This is a genomic window from Acidovorax sp. T1, assembly GCF_002176815.1.
Lineage (GTDB): Bacteria > Pseudomonadota > Gammaproteobacteria > Burkholderiales > Burkholderiaceae_C > Acidovorax.
This window is the reverse complement of record NZ_CP021648.1, coordinates 2060051-2080196: the sequence shown is the minus strand read 5'-3', so window position 1 is coordinate 2080196 and position 20146 is coordinate 2060051. Positions and strand designations below refer to the sequence as shown.

The following is a 20146-nucleotide window of genomic DNA, read 5'->3' as shown; positions in this document are numbered from 1 at the left end:
CACACAACACCTTCGTGACTCTGCCTGCCGCAGTGCGCCGCGCTGCGGTGTGGGGCCTGCTGCTGGCCCTGGTGCTCGCGCCCGCGCTGGGCCGCTGGCACCAGGTGTTGCACGCCACCCCGGCGTCGGCCGTTGTCGCGCTGCACGATGACGGCGGGGCGCGCGTCTCTGCCCACGCCACCGCAGCCGCCCACGCACCCAGCCTGCTGGCAGCGCTGTTCTCGGGCCATGCGCCCATCGATTGCCTCTTGCTCGACCAGCTAGCCCTGGGCACGGCATTGCCCTGTAGTGCGCCGGTGCTGCCTGCGGCTGCCCCGGCCGTGGCGCCCAGCGCACCCGCGCCCGAGCGCTGGGCGGTGCGGCATGTCGCGCTGTTCCAGGCCCGGGGGCAACCGGCCCTGGTGGGCTGATCCAGCGCGCCACTGCACGCCGACGCCTGCTGCTGCGTGGGCGGCGCACTGCGCGTGCCCAACGCGCCAATCACTCCTTATTTCATAGCTGCTAGCGCTTAACTATAAAGCGCTAAGGGCACTTTTCATTCATATCCTGCGCCCTGTGCGCAAAACGGTATGCAGCGCCCCATGCCTGCCAAGCGGGTGGCGCCATGCCTTGAGACACATAAAAAACCATGACTGCTATTTCTGCATCCCTCCACCTTTACGCACGTCACCCCGTGGCCCTTGCCGCCTGGCTGGCCCTGGCTGGCAGCAGCCTGGCCCATGCCGCAGACACCGCCCCCGTGGCCGCACCGGCCGCCAGCCTGCCCCCCGTTACCGTGTCTGCCAGCGGCCTGCAACTGGGCGCCAATGACATGACCACGCCCGTCACCGTGCTGGAGGGCGACGAACTGGTGCGCCGCCGCGAGGCCACCTTGGGCGAAACGCTGAGCAGCGAGCCCGGCATCACCAGCAGCCACTTTGGTGCCGGCGCCAGCCGCCCCATCATTCGGGGCATGGACGGCCCGCGCGTCAAGGTGCTGAGCGACGGCGCCGAGCTGCACGACGCATCCACCATCAGCCCTGACCACGCCGTGGTCTCCGAGCCCATGCTGGCCACGCAGATCGAGGTGTTGCGCGGCCCCTCGGCCCTGGTCTATGGCAACGGCGCCGTGGGCGGCGTGGTCAATGTGCTCGACGGCAAGGTGCCCACCGCCATCCCGCAAAAAGGCGTTGAAGGCAGCGCCGAGTTGCGCGCCAACACCGGCGCGGGCGAGGGGGCAGGGGCCTTCTCGCTGACCGGCGGCGCGGGCAACCTCGCCGTGCATGTGGAAGGCGTGGCGCGCGACGCGGGCGACTTCCGCGTGGGCAAAGGCTGGACGGGTGGCAACAAGGTGCCGGGCAGCTTCAACCGCACCGACACCGGCAGCGTGGGCCTGTCGTGGGTGGGCGACCGGGGTTATCTGGGCGCGGCCTACACCCGCCAGACCGCCAAATACGGCCTGCCGGGCCACAACCACAGCTTTGAGGACTGCCACCCCCACGGCAGCCACCTGCATTGCGGTGCCCACGAAGGAGAGGAAGACGGCCACGACCACGGCGCCGAAGAGCATGGCGATATGCCCGTGGTCGACCTGCGCAGCGAGCGCCTCGACATCAGGGGCGAGCTGCGCAACCCGTTCACGGGCTTCTCGGCCCTGCGCCTGCGCGCGGGTGTTACTGACTACCGGCACGACGAGGTCGAAGAAGGCGCCATCAGCACCACCTTCAGGAACAAAGCCTACGACACCCGTATCGAGCTGCAGCACGAGCCCATTGCAGGCTTCAAAGGCGTGATCGGCTTGCAAACATCGCAGCGCAAGTTCAGCGCCGAGGGCGCCGAAGCCTATGTGCAGCGCACCATCACGCGCAAGACCGGCCTGTTCATGCTGGAGGAATACCGCCTGGGCGACTGGCGTTTCGAGGCGGCCCTGCGCCACGACCGCCAGACCGCCGAAGCACAGGCCAGCGGTATCGAACGCAGCCACAACGGCACCTCCGCATCGCTGGGCGCCGTGTGGAAGTTCACGCCCGGCTACCAGGTGGGCACCTCGTTCACCCGCGCCAGCCGCGCCCCCTCGGCCGAAGAGCTGTACGCCAGTGGCCTGCACATGGCCACCAGCACCTATGAACACGGCAATGCCGACCTGCGCTCCGAAACCTCGCAGAACATCGACGTCAGCCTGCGCAAGACGAGTGGCGACACCACTTTTGGCGTCAGCGTGTTCAAGAACCGCATCAGCAACTACATCTACGGCCGCACGCTCGATGAAGTGGATGGCCTGCAACTGCTGCAGTACAGCCAGGCAGACGCCACCTTTACCGGCATCGAAGGCCAGGTGCGCCAGCGCATCGCGCGTAACCTGGGCGTCACTCTGTTTGGCGACACCGTGCGCGCCAAGCTCAACAACGGCGGCGGACTGCTGCCGCGCATCCCCGCTACCCGCGCCGGTATTCGGCTGGACACCCACTGGAATGCGTGGGAAGGCCAGGTCGAATGGGTCCAAGTGGCCCGTCAGAACCGCGTGGCAGAGTTTGAAAGTGCCACGCCCGGATACGGCATGCTGAACCTGGGGGTGAGCTACAGCGGCCAACTGAGTAGCGGCACGCCTTGGCAGGTGTATCTGAAGGCGAACAACCTGACGGACCGGTTGGCGTATGCGCACACCTCGTTCATCAAGAATGCCGCGCCGCTGATGGGGGGCAATGTGACGGTGGGGGTGAGGGTGGCGTTTTGATGCGACGGAGCTTGTGAAGCGGATTGACTGGCAAGGGCGAAAGTCCCAGCCTACCTGAATAGTGAATCTTGGGTGAGGCCGCGGCTTTCGACTCATGGCAAGCGCAAACGGATGCTGTAGCAAGCTGTTACAGTAAGGCTGGATTCCTTTCAGAGGGTCACAGATTGGAGTTAGAGCGGGTGCGCGACGGAGTCAATTTTCTTGATTACATTGACACCGATTGACTAATATCGTGTGAAAATTTTTAACCGGCAGTCACGTTGTTAGCGCCGCCCGCAGGGCGTTACAAAATCAAATATATTTATGAAGACTGTAGATGCATTGCATCATAAAAATCGACAAGAAATTACTGCGCGCTAAATTAACAACAAACCAAATTGAGAGAAATATGTTTGATTTATTTAAGAAAAAATCTACAACGACTTCTAGTCTTAGGTTGCCAACAAAAGACGAGCAATTCAATGAAGAATTGGTACTATTTGGCAGTCGATTTTCCGGAATAATTCGTCATATTGACCCAAGTGGCGAAGAGGAAATGCTTCGTCGCGCCTACGACGACTATTATATGCGCTCTGATGAGTTGGCAGGTTTTGGTGCGGCAGATTTGTATATGCATGAATTTGCCCATCTAATTTTTGAGGCGACGGATAATTCTGAACTTAACCCGCGTCACTCTCTTCAATTCTATGTTATGGTCGATTCTTTTCTTGATAATTTCCCGTTTTATAGAACTCAATATGTCATGCATATTATGAATTTGTGGCATGAAAAATTAACAAAACATGGCGTCATTTGAGCATAGTGAATTCTCTAGAAAAATTATCTTATAACATGTTTATCAAGGGAGGTACTAAGCATAATGCAAATATAATTGGTAATTGCCATGAGCGAAGGTCGTGTGCCTACGCCCGGTGTCTGCATTAACTCAGCAGTCTGTTGCTTTAGGAATCCTTATATCGAAATCAGCGCCTTTTTGGCTTGGCAGGAAACTAGTCGCTTGGTGTGGTCATAAATCGGCATTTGGTCAACCACCAAAACCCCAAAAACCGCCTAAGACAACTGCTCGAACGCGAATAATTAAGAAAATCCATGAACATTCTAAGTGAGATTGCCTTTGAGAAGGCCTGCGGCAAGATGATCCCTTTGGTTCGCGACCTTTCGACCTTTGACGGTGACATTTTTAAATGCGCATGCGGCCAAGAACATACTTTCTATTCGGGTGTAATTAGTGTTTTGTCGCAAGGATTTAATGGAAAATTCGTAGTGATTTGCCCTAGCGACCCTCAAATTGCGAGTCTCATAAAGACCAAAATGAGATTTGGAGTGATATATCAAGGTCTCGAATATTTGGCAGGTTGCAAGATCGGCAGTTAATGAGGTGCGATCTCAATGTGATATTAGAAATTCCGATGCCCACCAAATTCCTGTCTCACTAGTGATATAGCATTAAAATAAATCACAGCAGGTTTAATGAAACGAATCGCGATTTTTCTCCGAAAAAACGGTGGCACGAACAAGTTTCGTCGAACAGTCCTAGGCGCACTACGCATGAGCATGGTCGACGAGGCTCTACTTTGCAGTGGGTTCTTCCAAGACGATGCAAAGTACTCCACGGGTGCGGACTTCGATTTAATAACTTACCGTTCTGGTACGCCGCTAAAGCTAACCACGCTCGGTTTATATGCGTACACTTGGAAAGCACAATACTCTACATTCTTCTCGCAGATTCAAGCAAAAAATGCAAGCCCGAGTTTTACGGCCATTCAGAAGCGAATCCCCAGCATGGGTTGGCACGCAAAGGTATTCTTGGCAAAAGCCGCGGGAAAGCCTGTTGTCGGCATTATCGGGAGTAGTAACGTAACTCGGCGAGCCTTCGGCGAGGTTAAAGATTTCAATTATGAGTGCGATGTTGTTATGTGGGACGAGAGCATTTCGAGCGTTGACGCGGTTGTGAGCGCGGCCATTGGTGAAGCAGGTGATGTCTCTGACGTCATAGTTACGAACTACGACGAGAGTCACAGGGCAAATAGAATATCGCTTCAACAACGTCTAATTTCATTGGAGGCTGAAATCATGTCCAAGGCGGTAGACTTCTAGTAAGGCCTCGCCTCCTTATTTCAATGCTCGCCCAGAGGCGCCACTAAAGTTAACGTTCCTAGCGCAAGTCGCAATTCAACCAGATCCAACATGAAATTTATTCTCTGGCTTCTTCGATTTATCTGCACGATGGTCATTTTTATCATCGGTATCTACACAACCATTTCGCTGGCAGTTGCCTTTTTTGTAATCATCGGCATACTCACGCCAGGTGAAGAAATGTGGATTGATATCATCACCCCCACTCTCGCTGACGCACTGGTGTTCGCCGGTGTAGGTGCTGTGTTCTGCGTTGGCTTCGCAGTCATACGAAAAAAACTCTCACTTGGATACGTAGGAATAGGTTGAGAGTACAAGAGGGCTCCACGTTAAGTTCGGGAAAATGCGACGTAACAGGTTGTTTGATACGGACGTCCTATCGACGGGCCTCATCGCGTACTGACCGCCGGTTAACTCCGACGTTAAACGCCCGGTCTCTATAGTTGGTACTGTGCCGTGCTTGTCCGATGCCCGCCATTCCGTAACTTGCTCTGAACCGCATAAGGCGCAGTGTCCCAACCCCAACAAACCCATCCATTTCAGTGCGATACCCACGCACTGTTACCATTCGCCCCCATGACTTTCCAGTCCCCCACCTTGTTCCACCCAGGCCCGCTGCGCGGCTGCCTGTGCGTGGGCGGGGGCGCCGTGGTGCGTGAGATCTGGCCCTACAAGCCGGTCGCACATTCCTCCGCCCGGCGATAAACCTTCTTTCCCTCACATCTGCGCAGAACATCCATCGCCGGGCACCCGCCCAGCGCGATGGCGGCCGGTGACTTTGTGGTAGCGCACGCCGGGCCGCTCCTTCAGGAGATGCGTGCTCATGTACCCCCAAAACCTTGCCGGTGGCACCACGTCCATCTGCGCCTCGTTCACCATTTCTTCCCAGCGTTTTGTAGCCGCCGCTGTCGCCGCGCTGCGCACGGAGTGATGGCGATGGAATTCACCAAGAAGTTTTTGCGGGCAAAAAGCCCGTGCGCAGACGGCTTTCGCTGGTTCAGCCGCCATGTGGAGGACGGCACCGGCTACCAGGAGGCGCTGGACACGCTGGTCAACGCCGGGCGGGTGGAGGATGCGTGCTGGCTGCTCGCGCAGTTTGGGCCGACCAATGCAGTGCTGGCGGTGGATGCGCTGGAGGCCGAGGCCATTGTGTTTGCCGGCACGGTGGAGGTGCGTGGCTCCATCGATGTGGCTACGGTGATCCAGGCCGGGCGGTCGATTCGCGCGGGCGGCGGTCTGCGGGCGGGCAGCGGCATTGTGGCGGGGGAAGGCATTCGCGTGGCGGGCAGCATTATCGTCAGCCAGGGCACGCTACAGGCGGGCGGCGATGTGCGTGCCGATTGGGGCGTGGAGGTAGAGGGCGACATTACCTGTGCGGGCGACCTGCGCGCTGCATGGGATGTGGTCTGCCATGGCAAGTTGCAACTCAAAGGCGGTGCTTTTGTGGGGCAAGACCTCATCGTGCATGGCCCGGTGGAGTGCGACAAGGGCCTGCGCGTGGGCGGCCACCTGACCGGGGCCGAGAGCCTGCGGGCGGGGCAGGGCATTGTGGTGGGCGGGGCCATTGCCGGCGTGGCGCACCTGGAGGCGGGCTGGGGCATCAAGGCGGGCGAGAGCATTCACACCCAGGGCGCGATCAAGGCTGGCGAAAGCCTGTGCGCGGGCGGCGAGATATGCGCGGGCCCGGGCTATGGCGTGTATGCCGGGCTGAATGTGCAGCAGCAGACCTGGGAGGCCAGCGCGCAGGTGTGGTCGCGCGAGCGGCCAGAGGGGCTGCGCAGCGGCATGTGGCTGGGGGCCAGTCCCTTGCATCCCTGAAATCGGCCGCAGCAGAAGTTGTACGATGCTGTCACAACGGTAAACAATAATTTCAGCCCATTGGCCCCGAAGGGATTGAGCATGTCCGACGTGAGTGACCTCCGAAACGACGACGCGGTTTACAGAACACTTCTGGAATCGACCAAGGCCATCCCGTGGAAGATCGACTGGGCTACCAAGAAGTTTGCCTACATCGGCCCCCAGATTGAAGCGCTGCTGGGCTGGAGCCCGGAAAGCTGGATGACCGTGGAAGACTGGGCGATGCGCATGCACCCCGAGGACCGCGAATATGTGGTGAATTTCTGTGTCGCGCAGTCCCAGGCTGGGATCGATCATGAAGCCGACTATCGCGCGCTGACCAGGGACAACGGCTATGTGTGGCTGCGTGATGTGGTGCATGTGGTGCGCAAGGACAACGGCGAACCCGAGGCGCTGATTGGCTTCATGTTCGACATCAGCGAGCGCAAAAAAACCGAGGAAAAGCTGCTCGTTCTGCAAAAAGAGCTGGAGGCGCTTTCATTCAAGGACGGGTTGACGAACATCGCCAACCGGCGCCGGTTTGATGCGAGTCTGGAAGTGGAATGGGAAAGCGCACGCAGCAACGCGCAGCCGCTGTCCATCCTCTTGTTCGACATCGATTTCTTCAAGCAATACAACGATCTCTACGGGCATGTGCGGGGCGACAAAGCCCTGATCGAAATTGCGCAAACGCTGAGCCTGGCGCTGGATGGCCCGCGCGACCTGGTTGCGCGCTTTGGTGGCGAAGAGTTTGTCGTGCTGTTGCCGCAAGCCGATGCCTCGGTGGCACTGAAAGTCGCCGAACGCTGCCAGCGGCAGATTGACAAGCAAGCGATAGCGCACGCGCAATCACCGCTGGATCAGCGCATCACCGTCAGCATCGGCGTTGGCACCGTCACGCCAGGCGCCCACATGAAACCCTCCAGCTTCATCGAGGCCGTGGATCAGCAACTCTATGCGGCCAAGAAAAACGGCAGAAACCGGATCGAAACGGTTCAGGTGGCGGCTTGACCGCGCTGGCCCAGCCCATGCTGGGTGCGATGGGCGTGTGTCCCCCTCGGCGCATTGCGCATTGGTAGGGTTCTGATTGACCACCATGCCTCAACACCCGCCGGCAACGGCCGCCACGCCCCCTGTCCACACCGGTGCCTGGCAGGTGTTCTGGATTTTCTTGCGCCTGGGCCTCACGTCGTTTGGCGGTCCGGTGGCGCATCTGGGCTATTTTCGTGATGAGTTCGTGCAACGCCGCCAGTGGCTGACCGAGCACAGTTATGCCGACCTGGTGGCGCTGTGCCAATTTTTGCCCGGCCCCGCCAGCAGCCAGGTGGGCATGGCGCTGGGGCTGATGCGGGCGGGCATGCCGGGGGCGCTGGCCGCATGGCTGGGGTTCACGCTGCCGTCGGCGCTGGTGCTGGCCTTGTTCGGCCTGGGGCTGGCGGGCGGGCATGCCGTTTTGCCCGCAGGCGCCATCCATGGGCTCAAGGTGGTGGCGGTGGCCGTGGTGGCGCAGGCAGTGTGGGGCATGGCACGCAGCCTGTGCGTGGGGCGCGCGCGGGTCACGCTAATGGCGCTGGCCTGCTGCGCGGTGCTGCTGGTGCCCGGTGTGTGGGGCCAGGTGGGCGTGATGCTGGCCGCGGGCGTGGCCGGTTGGTGGCTTTTTGGGCGGGGCAGGGCGGCGGCGCCCCAAGCGCCCATCGACGCACCCGATGGCTTGCATGTGCCGCTGCGTCGGCGCACAGGGGCGGTGCTGCTTGTCGTGTTTGTGGCCTTGCTGGTGCTGCTGCCGCTGGCCGTGCGCCTGTGGCCTGGTTCGCTGCTGGCCATGGTGGATGCGTTTTTCCGCGTGGGCGCACTGGTGTTTGGCGGCGGCCATGTGGTGCTGCCGCTGCTGCAGGCCGAGGTGGTGGGGCCGGGCTGGGTGTCGGCCGATGCGTTTTTGGCCGGCTATGGCGCCACGCAGGCGGTGCCGGGGCCGCTGTTCACGTTTGCGGCGTTTCTGGGCGCGTCCATGCAGGTCTGGCCGGGCGGCTGGCTGGGGGCGGTGGTGTGCCTGGTGGCGATTTTTGTGCCGTCATTTTTGCTGGTGGTCGGGGCCCTGCCGTTTTGGGCGCCCCTGCGGCGCAGCCCGCATGCGCAGGCGGTGCTGGGGGGCGTGAACGCGGCGGTGGTGGGGCTGCTGCTGGCGGCGCTCTACAACCCGGTGTGGACCAGCGCCATCCACAGCGGCGGTGATTTTGGCCTGGCGCTGGCCGCGTTTGTGGCGCTGGTGTTCTGGCGCGCGCCGCCCTGGGCGGTGGTGCTGGTCTGCGGTGTGGGCGGCGCCGTGTTGGCCGCGTGGTTGTGAATTTTGAGTCAAAATAGCCTCTAGCGCTTGATGGATAAGCGCTACCAGCTATCAAAACAATAGTTACGGCACACGCAGGGTGCCGGGCTGATCCCGTCGTTTTCAGCGCACCGCGCCCGCTACACCGTGAACTCTCCCGTCTTTGCGTCCCTGATCCCGGTCATTTTGTTCATTGCGCTGGGCTTTTTTGTGGGGCGGCGCGGCTGGATCCGGGCCACATCGGTCAAGGACTTGTCCAACCTGGTGTTCATGGTGCTCACGCCCGCGCTGCTGTTTCGCACCATGAGCACGGTGCGGGTGCAAGACCTCGACTTTGGCCCCGTGGCCGTTTACTTCGCCGCCGCCGGGCTGATCTTTGTCGCCACGCTGGGGGTGCTGGGTTTCAGCAGTCTGGCGGCAGCGCGGGGGCTGGCCAATACCTTCAGCAACACCATCATGATCGGCGTGCCGCTGGTGGGGCTGGTGTTTGGCCAGGCGGGGCTGGTGACGCTGTTCACGCTGATTTCGGTGCACTCGCTGATTTTGCTGACGGCCGCCACGGTGGTGTTCGAGCTGGCGCAGGCGCGCGAACGCGCCCGATCGGGCGAAGGCCCGCAGCATTCGATGCTGCGCACGGTGTTGCAGGCCATCGGCAGTGGCATCGTGCACCCGGTGCCGCTGCCCATCATTGTGGGCCTGCTGTTTGCCCAGACCGGGCTGGTGGTGCCCGAGGTGATTGGCAAGCCGCTGCAACTGCTGGGCCAGGCACTGGGGCCGCTGGCGCTGCTGCTGGTGGGGGTGACGTTGGCCTTCAGCACCGTGGGCACGCATTTCAAGGCCGCGCTGCGCATTGCGCTGGTCAAGAACATCGTGCACCCGCTGCTGCTGGGCGCATTGGGGTGGGCGTTGGGCCTGTCGGGGCTGTCGCTGGCCGTGATGGTGGCCACGGCGGCGCTGCCGGTGGGCGCCAATGTGTTCCTGTTCGCCCAGCGCTACGGGGTGGCGCAGGACGAGGTCACCGCCAGCATTGCCGTGTCCACCGCGCTGGCGCTGGTCACGGTGCCGGTGGCGCTGCTGCTGGCGGCCCGGCTGTGATGTGGTTCAGGGCGCCAGGCGCTCGCGCACCCAGGCGTCGCCTTCCTGGCGGTAGCGCAGTCGGTCGTGCAGGCGGCTTTTGCGGCCTTGCCAGAACTCCCATTGGTCGGGCTTCAGGCGGTAGCCACCCCAATGCGGCGGACGGGGCGGCTTGAGCATGAATTGCGCGCCATATTTGGCCGCGTTGGCCACCAGCACACCCCGGCCAGCGATCACCTGGCTTTGCGGGCTGGCCCAGGCGCCGATGCGCGAGTCCAGCGGGCGGCTGGCAAAGTAGTCGTCGCTTTCTTCGTCACTGACCTTTTCCACAAGGCCTTCGATGCGCACCACGCGTTCGAGCTCCACCCAGTGGAACTGCAGCGCCACATACGGGTTGCCGGCAATCTGGCGGCCCTTGCGGCTGTCGTAGTTGGTGAACCAGACGATGCCGCTCTCGTCATAACCCTTGATCAGCACCACGCGGGTGCTCGGGCGCAGGTCGCTGCCCACGGTGGCCACGGTCATGGCGTTGGGCTCGGGCACTTCGGATGCAATGGCTTCTTTCAGCCACTGGTCAAACTGCTGCAGGGGGGCGGCGTGCGAGGCGTCTTCGTTGAGTTCGGCGCGCTCGTAGCTCTTGCGAAGGTCGGCAATGGAAGTGGTCATGGGCACGATTGTGCACGCCCATGTGCAGGCAGGCGGCCCAGCCGATGCACCAAGTAACCTTCTGCGAGCGCAGGGATGCACAAAAGGCGTAATGTGCCATGCTGGCTGAATGCGCGCCCCTGCGTGCACCCCATGAATTACCTCTTTCCCCCAGGAGAACCCACGATGCCCACCCTCAATATCAACGGCAAAGACACGGCTGTGGACGCCGATGAATCCACCCCCATCCTCTGGGCCTTGCGCGACACGTTGGGCATGACTGGCACCAAGTTTGGCTGCGGCCAGGCCTTGTGCGGCGCCTGCACGGTGCACCTGAACGGCGCGCCGGTGCGCTCGTGCATCACGCCCATCTCGGCGGCGGCGGGCCAGAAGATCACCACCATCGAGGCCGTGGCCCAGGACAAGGTGGGCCAGGCCGTGCACGCAGCCTGGGTGAAGCACGATGTGGCGCAGTGCGGCTACTGCCAAAGCGGCCAGATCATGAGCGCCACCGCGCTGCTCAAAGGCCAAAAGAAGCCCACCGACGCCGACATTGACGCCGCCATGGCGGGCAACGTGTGCCGCTGCGGCACCTATGTGCGCATCCGCGCCGCCATCCACGACGCTGCCAAAACCCTGGCTTGAAGGAGAAAACCATGCACTTCGATTCCAACGCCCTGCACGGTCAGGCACACCGCTTCATGCCAAAACACCTTCAAGCGCTTATGGAGAAAGCGCAAGGCGCTACTGATTCAGGAGCGTTCGATGCGCCAGACGGCGTGGCACGCCGCACCTTTCTCAAGCTGTCGGCAGCGTCGGGCTTTGCGCTGGGCGCGTTTCCACTGGTGGCTGGCGCGCAGAGCGCTGCGGCAACCACTGCGCCCGCAGGTCTCAAGCCGTTTGAGCAGCCCTCGGCCTTTGTGCGCGTTGACGCCGATGGCACGGTCACCGTCACCATCAACCGGCTGGAGTTTGGCCAGGGCGTGCAAACCGGCCTGCCCATGATCCTGGCCGAAGAGCTGGATGCCGACTGGAGCAAGGTGCGCAGCGTGCACGGCGATGCCACGCCGGCCTATGTCGATCCTGCGTTTGGCATGCACCTCACCGGTGGCTCCAACTCCATCAAAAACTCCTACACCCAATACCGCGAGCTGGGCGCCCGCACCCGCGCCATGCTGGTGGCGGCGGCTGCCGCGCAGTGGGGCGTGGATGCCTCGGCGCTGCGCACCAGCAAGGGCTTCGTCGTCGGCCCCGGTGGCAAAAAGCTGGGCTACGGCGCGCTGGCCGAAGCCGCCATGAAGCAGCCCGTTCCCGAAAAGGTCACGCTCAAGGACCCCAAGCAGTTCCGGCTGATCGGCAAGCCCACGGGCCGGCTCGATGCCAAGGCCAAGTCAAGCGGCCAGCAGGCCTTTGGCATTGACGTGCGCCTGCCCGGCATGCTGACGGCTGTAGTGGCGCACCCGCCGGTGTTCGGCGCCAAGCTGAAGTCGCTGGATGACAGTGCCGCCAAAGCCATCAAGGGCGTGAAAGCCGTGCTGCGCGTGCCCACCGACCGGGGCGGCGAGGGCGTCGCCATCGTGGCCGACGGCTACTGGCCTGCCAAGCAGGGGCGTGATGCGCTCAAGGTGGAATGGGACACCAGCGCGGTCTCCAAGCCCGACTCCACCGCGCTGCTGGCGCAGTTCCGCGAGCTGGCCGCCAAGCCCGGCAACGTGGCCATGCAGGCCGACATGGCGCCGCTGGCGGGCGCTGCCCACAAGATCAGCGCCGAGTTCGTGTTCCCTTATCTGGCGCACGCGCCCATGGAGCCGCTGAACTGCACCGTCAAACTCGATGGTGACCAGGCCGAGCTGTGGGTGGGCACCCAGATGCCGGGCTTGGACGCCATGGCCGCCGCCAAGACGCTGGGCTTGCAGCCGCAGAACGTGAAGGTACACGTCCAGATGGCCGGTGGTGGCTTTGGCCGCCGCGCCATTCCCACCAGCGACTATGTGGTGGAGGCCTGCGGCGTGGCCAAGGCGGCGCGCACGGCGGGCATCAACGCCCCGGTGCGCACGCTGTGGAGCCGCGAGGACGATATCAAGGGCGGCTACTACCGCCCCATGCATGTGCACCGTGCCGAGATCGGCTTTGACGCACAGGGCAAAATCCTGGCGTGGGACCACACCATCGTCGGCCAGTCCATCACCAAGGGCTCGCCGTTCGAGGCCTTCATGGTCAAGAACGGCATCGACGCCACGACCACCGAGGGCATGAAGGAGCCCTACGACGTGCCCATGAAGCTGTCGGTGCACCACCCTGATGTGAATGTGCCCGTGCTGTGGTGGCGCAGCGTGGGCTCCACCCACACGGCCTACGCCATGGAGACCTTGATCGACGAAGTGGCCCGCACCACGAAACAAGACCCGGTGGCCTACCGCCTGGCCCTGATAGGCGACAAGCACCCGCGCCACAAGGCCGCCCTGCAACTGGCCGTGGCCCAGTCGGGCTACGGCAAGAAGAAGCTGGCCGCAGGCCGCGCCTGGGGCGTGGCGGTGCACGAGTCGTTCGAGTCGGTGGTGGCCTATGTGGTCGAGGCGTCCGTCAAAGACGGCACGCCCAAGCTGCACAGCGTGACAGCCGGCGTGCACTGCAACCTGGCGGTCAACCCGAAAAGCGTCGAGGCCCAGGTGCAGGGCGGGGCGCTGATGGGCCTGGGCATGTGCCTGCCGGGCGCCGCCATCACGTTGAAGGACGGCGTGGTGGAGCAAAGCAACTTTGGCGACTATCCCGTTCCGCGCATCACCGACATGCCCCAGGTGACTGTGCACATCGTGCCCAGTGCCGACCCGCCCAAGGGCATGGGCGAGCCCGGCGTGCCGCCGCTGGCACCGGCGTTTGCGAATGCCATTGCCCAGATCACGGGCAAGACGCCACGGGAGTTGCCGTTTAAGTTGGCTTGAGGGACTGGATGGAATGAGAGCGCCGGGTTTGAAAAAGCCCGGCGCTTTTTTTATGGCGGCGGATTCAGTGGCATGAGTTTGGCGTGCCGGGCATTGCTCAGGCGAGCAGCTTTTGACCCATTTCGATCCTTGGGAATACTGTGGTGAGGTGACTGCAATGTAGTGGGTGCTGTCGGTCGATAAGTCCGTTCCGAGCGTTCCCTGTCGACCGGGAGCGGTCGATGCTCAAAGGGGAAAGCAGTCGTTCAACGCCTAGATAACCTGCGTTTTGGCTGGCGCGACCCTTGCTTTGCAAGGGGCGTGACAGCCAAATAAGTCAGGTTGATCTAGATGTTAGTGTAGTGTTGCATTCTGTTTGGAACTTAATCGGCTATTGGCGCGGATGACCTTTTGCAGGATGTCGCGAGCGTTCTTGGTCCAGATGAACGGCTTGGGGTTGGTGTTGTGATGCGCGATGTACTCATCGATGGCCGAGACGAGTTCGGGCACGCTGGTGAACACCCCGCGGCGTAGCCGGTTCTCGGAGATGTCGCGAAAGAAGCGCTCGACCATGTTCAGCCACGATGCCGAGGTTGGCGTGAAGTGCATGTTGAATCTGGGGTGCTTGGCCAGCCACTCCTGCACAGCTGGATGCTTGTGCGTGGCGTAGTTGTCGGCGATCAGATGCAGCGTCTTGTCCTTGGGCGTCTCCCGATTGATTTGACGCAGGAACTTCAGCCACTCGATGTGGGTGTGGCGCTGCTGGCACTGGCCGATGACCTGACCGTTGAGCACGTTGAGCGCAGCGAACAAGGTGGTTGTGCCGTTGCGCTTGTAGTCGTGCGTCATGGTGGCCGCGCGCCCCTTCTTGAGCGGCAGCCCGGGCTGCGTTCGGTCCAGCGCCTGCACCTGGCTCTTTTCGTCGCAGCACAGCACCAGCGCATGCTCGGGCGGCGACATGTAAAGCCCCACGATGTCTTCGAGCTTTTGCACGAACTGCGGATCGCGCGAGACCTTGAAGCCGCGCACGATGTGAGGCTTGAGACCGTGGGCCTGCCAATGGCGCATCACGGTGCTGGCGCTGACGCCCAACTCAGCGGCCATCGTGCGCGTGCTCCAGTGCGTGGCCGCCTCGGGCTTGGTCTGTGTGGTTAGCTTCACAAGCTTGGCCACATCCACCTTCACCGGCGGTGCGCCGCGCGGCAAGTCGCGCTCGATACCTTGCAGCCCCAATTGCAGGTAGCGTTCACGCCAGCGCGCCACCTGCACGCGCCCAATGCCAAGCTGCTCGGCAATATCCTTGTTTTGCAGCCCCTGCGCGGCCAGCAGCACGATCTGGGCGCGCTGGGCCAATCTGACGCTGGTGCGCTTGGAGCGCGCCAGCCGGCTCAGCTCGCTTTCCTCTTCATCCGTCAACACAATCGTCGGGGCAACTCGCAATTTTTCACTCCAATGCAAACCGTAGTAGAGCATTGGAGCGTGGTTGCTCAATTAAGTTTCATTAAGAATCAAACACTACATTAGCTTGGTCCTTTTTCTAAAATCATCACAATTAGGCGCCAAGTTTCGCTAGTACTTTCAAAATATTCTCTCGAAAGAATGCGTAACCTTCTGTGTTCAGATGAACCCCATCTGTAGACAGTTCGGTCTTTAGGTATTCACCATCAGACAGACCATTTGTCATATGAACCAGTGGAATTGATTCTTTGAGTGAATATTCACCAATTAGCTGATTTAAAAGCTTCACTTCGTTGTTGATTTCTGAGGAACTTGCCGGTAACTTAGCCTTTGGTTCTCTGGTCACAGGAATGACTTCTACTAGGATTGGTATGATGTCATTCTTCTTACAGAAATCAACAATTGCGACTTTACTCTCAAGAATTGTTTTCACCGGAGTTTTGCGATTTATGTCATTGATTCCCCCTTCAATTAGCAAATACTTTGGCTTCTTAGAAAGGAGATACTTCGTTCTGTTCTGCATCCAAATAGAATTATCACCAGAAATCCCGCGGTTGACAATATCATTCCGCCCTAGCAATTCCGGGAGATTGGCTGCTTCCACAATAGAATCGCCAAGAAACGCAATTCTAGGTTTATTGGTCTCTGGCAAATAGTGAAAGGTGAAGCGTTCAAGTGAGTACTTGATCTCTGGGTCCGACTTCAGAACGTACTTGTTATAGAAAGATGTGGGGTAGTGGGTGAATTGAAGTCCCGCCAACAGGATATTCAGAAGTACTGATGCAATCAGTACATTAATCTTTGGTCTTTGGTCTTTGGTCTTTGGTCTTTGGTCAAGATAGTGCTCCTTTCTTTAGCAATGGAAGTTCAGTAATCTCCGATCCCGCTAACGCAATGTCCAGAGCAAAATAAGTTGGTCATGTGTCCCTCCTGAAAGTGGCTTGCTATTCAATATGCTGGATATATGTCCAGTTATAAAAACCTGTGAAACTCAGCACCCCTGTGCTGCAGTCCACCCGAGTTCTGGACCAGCTGCGCTGCACTATAGCCTCAGCACCGAGCAGGTATATGTCTACTGGTCCGCTTCTTCATTCGTTGGTCGGGCCGTGGAGGAGCCATGCTCTTTACCGGAAAGTGCTTGCTATTGAGTTGCCCTGGCTGAACGGCATCAACCGCCCCCCCAAAAACGCCGCATTGCCAGCGCGTTAACCAAAGACGAGGTGGCGCGTTTGCTGCTCTGTAATCACTTCATCTCAACCGCGCAGATTGCACCTCTTTCCCCAACATCACCCGCGTCATCGCCTCTTTCACCGCCTCCAAAATCGCGTCCTGCAAGTGGTGCAGCAGCTCTCCAGGCGCAAAGATGTCCGGCTGATCTCGGCGCAGTTTACCGGTCACGGCCCAGCCGTTGCTGCGTAGGGATGCCATGATGCGGCTGGCTTCAGCACCAAGCCTTTCCCACACCCATGCCACTGACACCACCCACCGTCCTCATCCTCGCCTCTGGCCGGGGCGAACGCTTTAAAGCATCCGGCGGTACGGTGCACAAGCTGCAAGCCTTGCTGGCGGGCAAACCTGTGCTGCAGCACACGCTGGATGCCGTGCGCGCCAGCGGCTTGCCGTGGCATGTGGAGGATGCTGAGCACCCGGGTATGGGTGATTCGATTGCCGCCGCTGTGCGCCACACGGCCCGATCAGCGGATGCGGCGGGCTGGATGGTGTTGCCGGGCGATTTGCCGCTGGTGCAGCCCGCCACGCTGCAGGCCATGGCGCAGGTGCTGCTGGATCAGCGGGCCGTGGTGGCGTGGCCGGAGTTTGCGGGCGAGCGGGGGCACCCGGTGGCGTTTGGGCGGGATTGCTTGCCTGACTTATTGGCGCTGCAGGGTGAAAAGGGGGCCGCGCCCGTGGTGCGCCAGTGGGCGGGGCAGGGGCGGGGACTGGCTGTGCCGGTGCAGGACGAGGGTGTGGTGACGGACATTGACACCGTACAGGCGTTGGAGCGGGCTGAGGCGTTGTTGGCTGCACGCCTTCTTTCATCCTGCCCATGAAAAAAGCCGCTGCACGGTGCAGCGGCTTTGGTTAGATGGGTGTTTGGCTTACTGGGCCGCAATCACCGCGCAGGCCAGGCGTGGGCCTGCATTGCCGGTGGGCTGGGTTTTGTAGTCGTCGGGGTCGCGGTGCACGATGAGGCCACGGCCAACGATGTTGTTGTCGGTGCTGCCCACGCGGATGGTGCTGGATTCAAAGTTCAACGTGGCCACGCCGTTGGCGTCGGCCTTGAGGCTGGGCAGGTCGCCGGTGTGGTGGTCGCCCATGCCGTGGTGGCCGTGGGCTTTGCCGCCGGGGTTGAAGTGGCCGCCCGTGCTCATGCCGTCGCCGCTGGAGCAATCGCCTTTTTCGTGGATATGAAAGCCATGCTCGGCACCGGGCTTGAGGCCGCGGATTTCCCCGGACACTTGCACGCCACCGCCGGTCTGGACAAAGGTCACGGTACCGGTGGTCGTGCTGCCGCGGGTGGGCTCCAGTTTGGCTGCGGCGCGGTTGCCCGCGGGGTGCGATGCGCAGCCTGCCAGGGCGACAGCAGCCACCAGCGACGACAGAATCGACAGGGTGAAACGAGGATTCATGACCCACACTCCTTTGAACAGATGCCGAAGAACACCGCACGGCGTGGACATCGTTGACGATGCCTGCCTGCAGTGACCGCCATCGTATCGGGGACGGTCGCGAATTACGCGTCTTTTTTTGCCAATGCGATCAACCGGGCCAAAGCCCTGTCGTGAATGCCGTGCTTGCGCAACTCGTCGTACGTGGCCTGGGCGTAGTCCCGCGTCGTGCCATACCGCCCGCTGGCCTGCTCAAAAATGCGGCAGACCTCGTGGTCGGGCAGCTCGCCCGTGTGGTTGGGGCTTTTGCGCGACAGGGTGAAGGCCAGCGCCTGCACCGGGCCATGGGGCGTGTGGCACACCAGCCAGCGCGGGTCGTACACGGCGGTGACCATCTCGCGCTGCCACAGGTTGATCATCACCTGTCGGGCATGTGCCTTGTCCACGCGGAACACCATGCCACGGCAGCTGCCGCCCGACAGCATGCCAAACACCAGGCCAGGGCACTCGGGCGTGCCGCGGTTAATGCGGCTCCACATTTTCAGCGCCCGGTGCCAGCCGTGGACCGTGGCGGGGCGGCGCTCGGCATAGTCAAAATCGGGCCGCCAGATCAGCGAGGCATAGCCGAACACCCACAGATCGCTGCGGTCGCCCCATTCCTGCAGGGCGCGCTCAAGCATGGGTGCCGGGTCACGGTGGGGTACGGGGTGCATCGTCATGGCAACACTTTAGAATCGCGGCCTTATCCAGCAAACCATTATTTACGGAGTTCTGCACCATGTCTTTCAAGAGCTCGGACAACGACAGCCAGCAACGTTTTGCCCTCGGTTTTCTGTTTGCACTGATTGCGTTGGTGATCTCTGTGGTGGTGGGCACCGCGGTGGTCAAGCAGGTGCGCGGCCCCGCAGCGCCCAAGCTGGCCGCAACCACTGAAGCAAGCAACGCGCCAGCAGCACCCGTCGCTGGCGCAGTGGTCACCGATGGCGCCAGCGTGCGCGTGGAAAACGGCGTGGTGAAGTTCTACTTTGCCAGCGCCAAGGCCGACCTGGCTGCAGGCGCCAACGAAGCCCTGGCCGACGTTGTCAAGGGTGTGGCCGAAGGCAAAAAGGCAGTCGTCTCAGGCTTTCATGACGCCACCGGCGATGCGGCCCTGAACGCCGAATTGGCCAAGCAGCGCGCCTTTGCCGTGCGCGATGCCCTGACAGCGCTGGGCGTGGCCGAAGACAAGATCGAGCTCAAGAAGCCCGAAGAAACCACGGCGAGCGGCAGCAACGCCGAAGCCCGCCGCGTGGAAGTGGCCTTGAGCGCCCAGTGATCGCGAACCTGCCTTTACCAAAAAACCCGGCATTGCCGGGTTTTTTATTGGTCAAATACGCTGTTAGCGCTTATCCATAAAGCGCGAGCAGCTATCTAATTAATAGTAACCAGTTACCGCAGCCCCGCACCGGCAGCGCCATCGGCGCGCTGGATCAGCTCGATCTTGTAGCCATCCGGGTCGGTCACGAACGCGATCACCGTGGTGCCGCCCTTGACCGGGCCTGCTTCGCGCGTCACGTTACCGCCGGCGGCCCGGATCTTTTCACACGCGGCGTAGGCATCAGGCACGCCCAGCGCAATATGGCCATAGGCATTGCCGTGGTCGTAGCTCTCGGTGCCCCAGTTGTAGGTCAGCTCGATCTCGGCCTGGCTGGGGTTGCCGCCCTCGAATCCCAGAAACGCCAACGAGTATTTGTACTCGGGGTTCTCGGACTGGCGCAGCAGTTGCATGCCCAGCACCTGGGTGTAGAAATCAATCGAGCGTTGAAGGTTGCCAACGCGCAGCATCGTGTGGAGGAATTTCATCCTTTCGATTGTGCCGGCAAGTCAAAAACCAGGCAGGTGGTGGTGGCGTGGGCATACAGCGTGCCATCCGGCCCCACCAGGCGCGCCTCGGCCGTGGCCAGTTGGCGCCCGCTGTGGATCACGCGGCCTTCGGCGCGCACGCGCTGCACCTTGGGCGTAATGGCCTTGACCAGGTTGATGCCCAGCTCGGCCGTGGTGTAGCCACGCCCCGGCTCCATGCGCGTGTGCACGGCGCAGCCCAGGGCCGAGTCGAGCAGGGTGGCAAACCAGCCGCCGTGCACGGTGCCCATGGGGTTGAGGTGCTCGGCGCGGGGCGTGCCCTGGAAGATGGCGGTGCCTTCGCCCACTTCGACGATCAAAAAATCCAGCGTCTTGGCAATAGCGGCATAGGGCAGCTCGCCACGCAGCATGGCCTGCATTTGCTGCAGGCCGTTCAGGTGGGCGATCTGCTCGCGGCTGGCCACGCCCGGGCCGGGGCCTGCGTCCAGGGTGGCGAGGATGTCGCGCTCCTGCGCCAGCCAGTGTTCGAGGTGGTTGTGTTGGGTCATGGGGTGTCCTGGTCACAGTTGTGGTTGAAATGGATATGTTGCAC

General features: G+C 61.3%; 22 protein-coding genes. 14 read left to right on the top strand and 8 right to left on the bottom strand.

All coding sequences use genetic code 11. The features are described from left to right. Window positions 1-14 precede the first annotated feature (14 nt). The 10 genes from CCX87_RS09705 (at window position 15) to CCX87_RS09670 (ending at window position 10103) form a co-directional block, all read left to right on the top strand. A complete protein-coding gene (locus tag CCX87_RS09705) occupies window positions 15-410 on the top strand; it encodes a hypothetical protein (protein WP_232476373.1) in 396 nt (131 codons plus the stop codon). 218 nt (window positions 411-628) lie between these two features. Further along, complete coding sequence (locus tag CCX87_RS09700; protein ID WP_087745865.1) at window positions 629-2713, top strand: TonB-dependent receptor domain-containing protein; 2085 nt, start codon at window positions 629-631, stop codon at window positions 2711-2713. 316 nt (window positions 2714-3029) lie between these two features. Continuing rightward, window positions 3030-3509 carry a hypothetical protein gene (locus CCX87_RS20795; protein ID WP_143218415.1) on the top strand — a complete coding sequence of 160 codons (480 nt, stop codon included), beginning with the start codon at window positions 3030-3032 and terminating at the stop codon, window positions 3507-3509. Between the two features lie 752 nt (window positions 3510-4261). Continuing rightward, complete coding sequence (locus CCX87_RS09695) at window positions 4262-4810, top strand: hypothetical protein (RefSeq protein ID WP_087745863.1); 549 nt, start codon at window positions 4262-4264, stop codon at window positions 4808-4810. Window positions 4811-4900: 90 nt separating this feature from the next. Beyond that, window positions 4901-5158 (top strand): hypothetical protein, encoded by a 258-nt coding sequence (locus CCX87_RS09690; protein WP_087745861.1) that lies wholly within the window; start codon window positions 4901-4903, stop codon window positions 5156-5158. 267 nt (window positions 5159-5425) lie between these two features. Continuing rightward, on the top strand, window positions 5426-5554 hold the full coding sequence (locus tag CCX87_RS21485; RefSeq protein WP_255378706.1) for a hypothetical protein: 129 nt from the start codon (window positions 5426-5428) through the stop codon (window positions 5552-5554). Window positions 5555-5785: 231 nt separating this feature from the next. Further along, window positions 5786-6667 carry a hypothetical protein gene (locus CCX87_RS09685; protein WP_087748273.1) on the top strand — a complete coding sequence of 294 codons (882 nt, stop codon included), beginning with the start codon at window positions 5786-5788 and terminating at the stop codon, window positions 6665-6667. Window positions 6668-6748: 81 nt separating this feature from the next. Continuing rightward, window positions 6749-7696, top strand: a complete 948-nt coding sequence (locus CCX87_RS09680) for a sensor domain-containing diguanylate cyclase (protein WP_087745859.1) — start codon at window positions 6749-6751, stop codon at window positions 7694-7696. A gap of 85 nt (window positions 7697-7781) precedes the next feature. Next, window positions 7782-9029 carry a chromate efflux transporter gene (gene chrA, locus CCX87_RS09675; RefSeq protein ID WP_087748272.1) on the top strand — a complete coding sequence of 416 codons (1248 nt, stop codon included), beginning with the start codon at window positions 7782-7784 and terminating at the stop codon, window positions 9027-9029. Between the two features lie 126 nt (window positions 9030-9155). Then, a complete protein-coding gene (locus tag CCX87_RS09670) occupies window positions 9156-10103 on the top strand; it encodes an AEC family transporter (protein WP_087745858.1) in 948 nt (315 codons plus the stop codon). Window positions 10104-10109: 6 nt separating this feature from the next. Here CCX87_RS09670 and pdxH read toward each other — a convergent pair whose 3' ends face one another. After that, complete coding sequence (gene pdxH / locus CCX87_RS09665; protein ID WP_087745856.1) at window positions 10110-10748, bottom strand: pyridoxamine 5'-phosphate oxidase; 639 nt, start codon at window positions 10746-10748, stop codon at window positions 10110-10112. Between the two features lie 165 nt (window positions 10749-10913). Between pdxH and CCX87_RS09660 the strand changes: the two genes are divergently transcribed. Next, window positions 10914-11372, top strand: a complete 459-nt coding sequence (locus CCX87_RS09660) for a (2Fe-2S)-binding protein (RefSeq protein WP_087745854.1) — start codon at window positions 10914-10916, stop codon at window positions 11370-11372. A gap of 11 nt (window positions 11373-11383) precedes the next feature. Next, entirely contained in the window at window positions 11384-13669 is a 2286-nt protein-coding gene (locus CCX87_RS09655; protein ID WP_087748271.1) for a xanthine dehydrogenase family protein molybdopterin-binding subunit, read from the top strand. Between the two features lie 333 nt (window positions 13670-14002). On the opposite strand, the gene CCX87_RS09650 is transcribed toward CCX87_RS09655, so the two are convergent. The 3 genes from CCX87_RS09650 to CCX87_RS09640 all read right to left on the bottom strand — a co-directional run bounded on the left by CCX87_RS09650 (window position 14003) and on the right by CCX87_RS09640 (window position 16534). After that, a complete protein-coding gene (locus CCX87_RS09650; RefSeq protein ID WP_087748270.1) occupies window positions 14003-15088 on the bottom strand; it encodes an IS630 family transposase in 1086 nt (361 codons plus the stop codon). A 112-nt stretch (window positions 15089-15200) separates the two neighbouring features. Continuing rightward, a complete protein-coding gene (locus CCX87_RS09645; protein WP_157667119.1) occupies window positions 15201-15866 on the bottom strand; it encodes a GDSL-type esterase/lipase family protein in 666 nt (221 codons plus the stop codon). A 488-nt stretch (window positions 15867-16354) separates the two neighbouring features. Continuing rightward, window positions 16355-16534 (bottom strand): hypothetical protein, encoded by a 180-nt coding sequence (locus CCX87_RS09640; RefSeq protein ID WP_087745850.1) that lies wholly within the window; start codon window positions 16532-16534, stop codon window positions 16355-16357. Between the two features lie 38 nt (window positions 16535-16572). Between CCX87_RS09640 and CCX87_RS09635 the strand changes: the two genes are divergently transcribed. Continuing rightward, entirely contained in the window at window positions 16573-17154 is a 582-nt protein-coding gene (locus CCX87_RS09635) for a nucleotidyltransferase family protein (RefSeq protein ID WP_087745848.1), read from the top strand. 48 nt (window positions 17155-17202) lie between these two features. Here CCX87_RS09635 and CCX87_RS09630 read toward each other — a convergent pair whose 3' ends face one another. Further along, the gene (locus CCX87_RS09630) at window positions 17203-17733 is read right to left on the bottom strand and encodes a superoxide dismutase family protein (protein ID WP_087745846.1); all 531 of its coding nucleotides are present in this window, start codon (window positions 17731-17733) and stop codon (window positions 17203-17205) included. A 104-nt stretch (window positions 17734-17837) separates the two neighbouring features. Beyond that, window positions 17838-18431 carry a gamma-glutamylcyclotransferase gene (locus tag CCX87_RS09625; RefSeq protein WP_198314695.1) on the bottom strand — a complete coding sequence of 198 codons (594 nt, stop codon included), beginning with the start codon at window positions 18429-18431 and terminating at the stop codon, window positions 17838-17840. Between the two features lie 59 nt (window positions 18432-18490). Here CCX87_RS09625 and CCX87_RS09620 point away from each other — a divergent pair, with 59 nt between their 5' ends. Continuing rightward, window positions 18491-19027 (top strand): OmpA family protein, encoded by a 537-nt coding sequence (locus CCX87_RS09620; RefSeq protein WP_087745843.1) that lies wholly within the window; start codon window positions 18491-18493, stop codon window positions 19025-19027. Window positions 19028-19140: 113 nt separating this feature from the next. Here CCX87_RS09620 and gloA read toward each other — a convergent pair whose 3' ends face one another. Together gloA and CCX87_RS09610 are read right to left on the bottom strand one after the other, a co-directional pair. Beyond that, window positions 19141-19554: a lactoylglutathione lyase gene (gene gloA, locus CCX87_RS09615; protein ID WP_087745841.1), complete on the bottom strand. Its 414-nt coding sequence runs from the start codon at window positions 19552-19554 to the stop codon at window positions 19141-19143. Then, window positions 19551-20102: a PaaI family thioesterase gene (locus CCX87_RS09610; RefSeq protein WP_087745839.1), complete on the bottom strand. Its 552-nt coding sequence runs from the start codon at window positions 20100-20102 to the stop codon at window positions 19551-19553. Before CCX87_RS09610 ends, gloA begins: the two co-directional genes overlap by 4 nt. Window positions 20103-20146 lie beyond the last annotated feature (44 nt).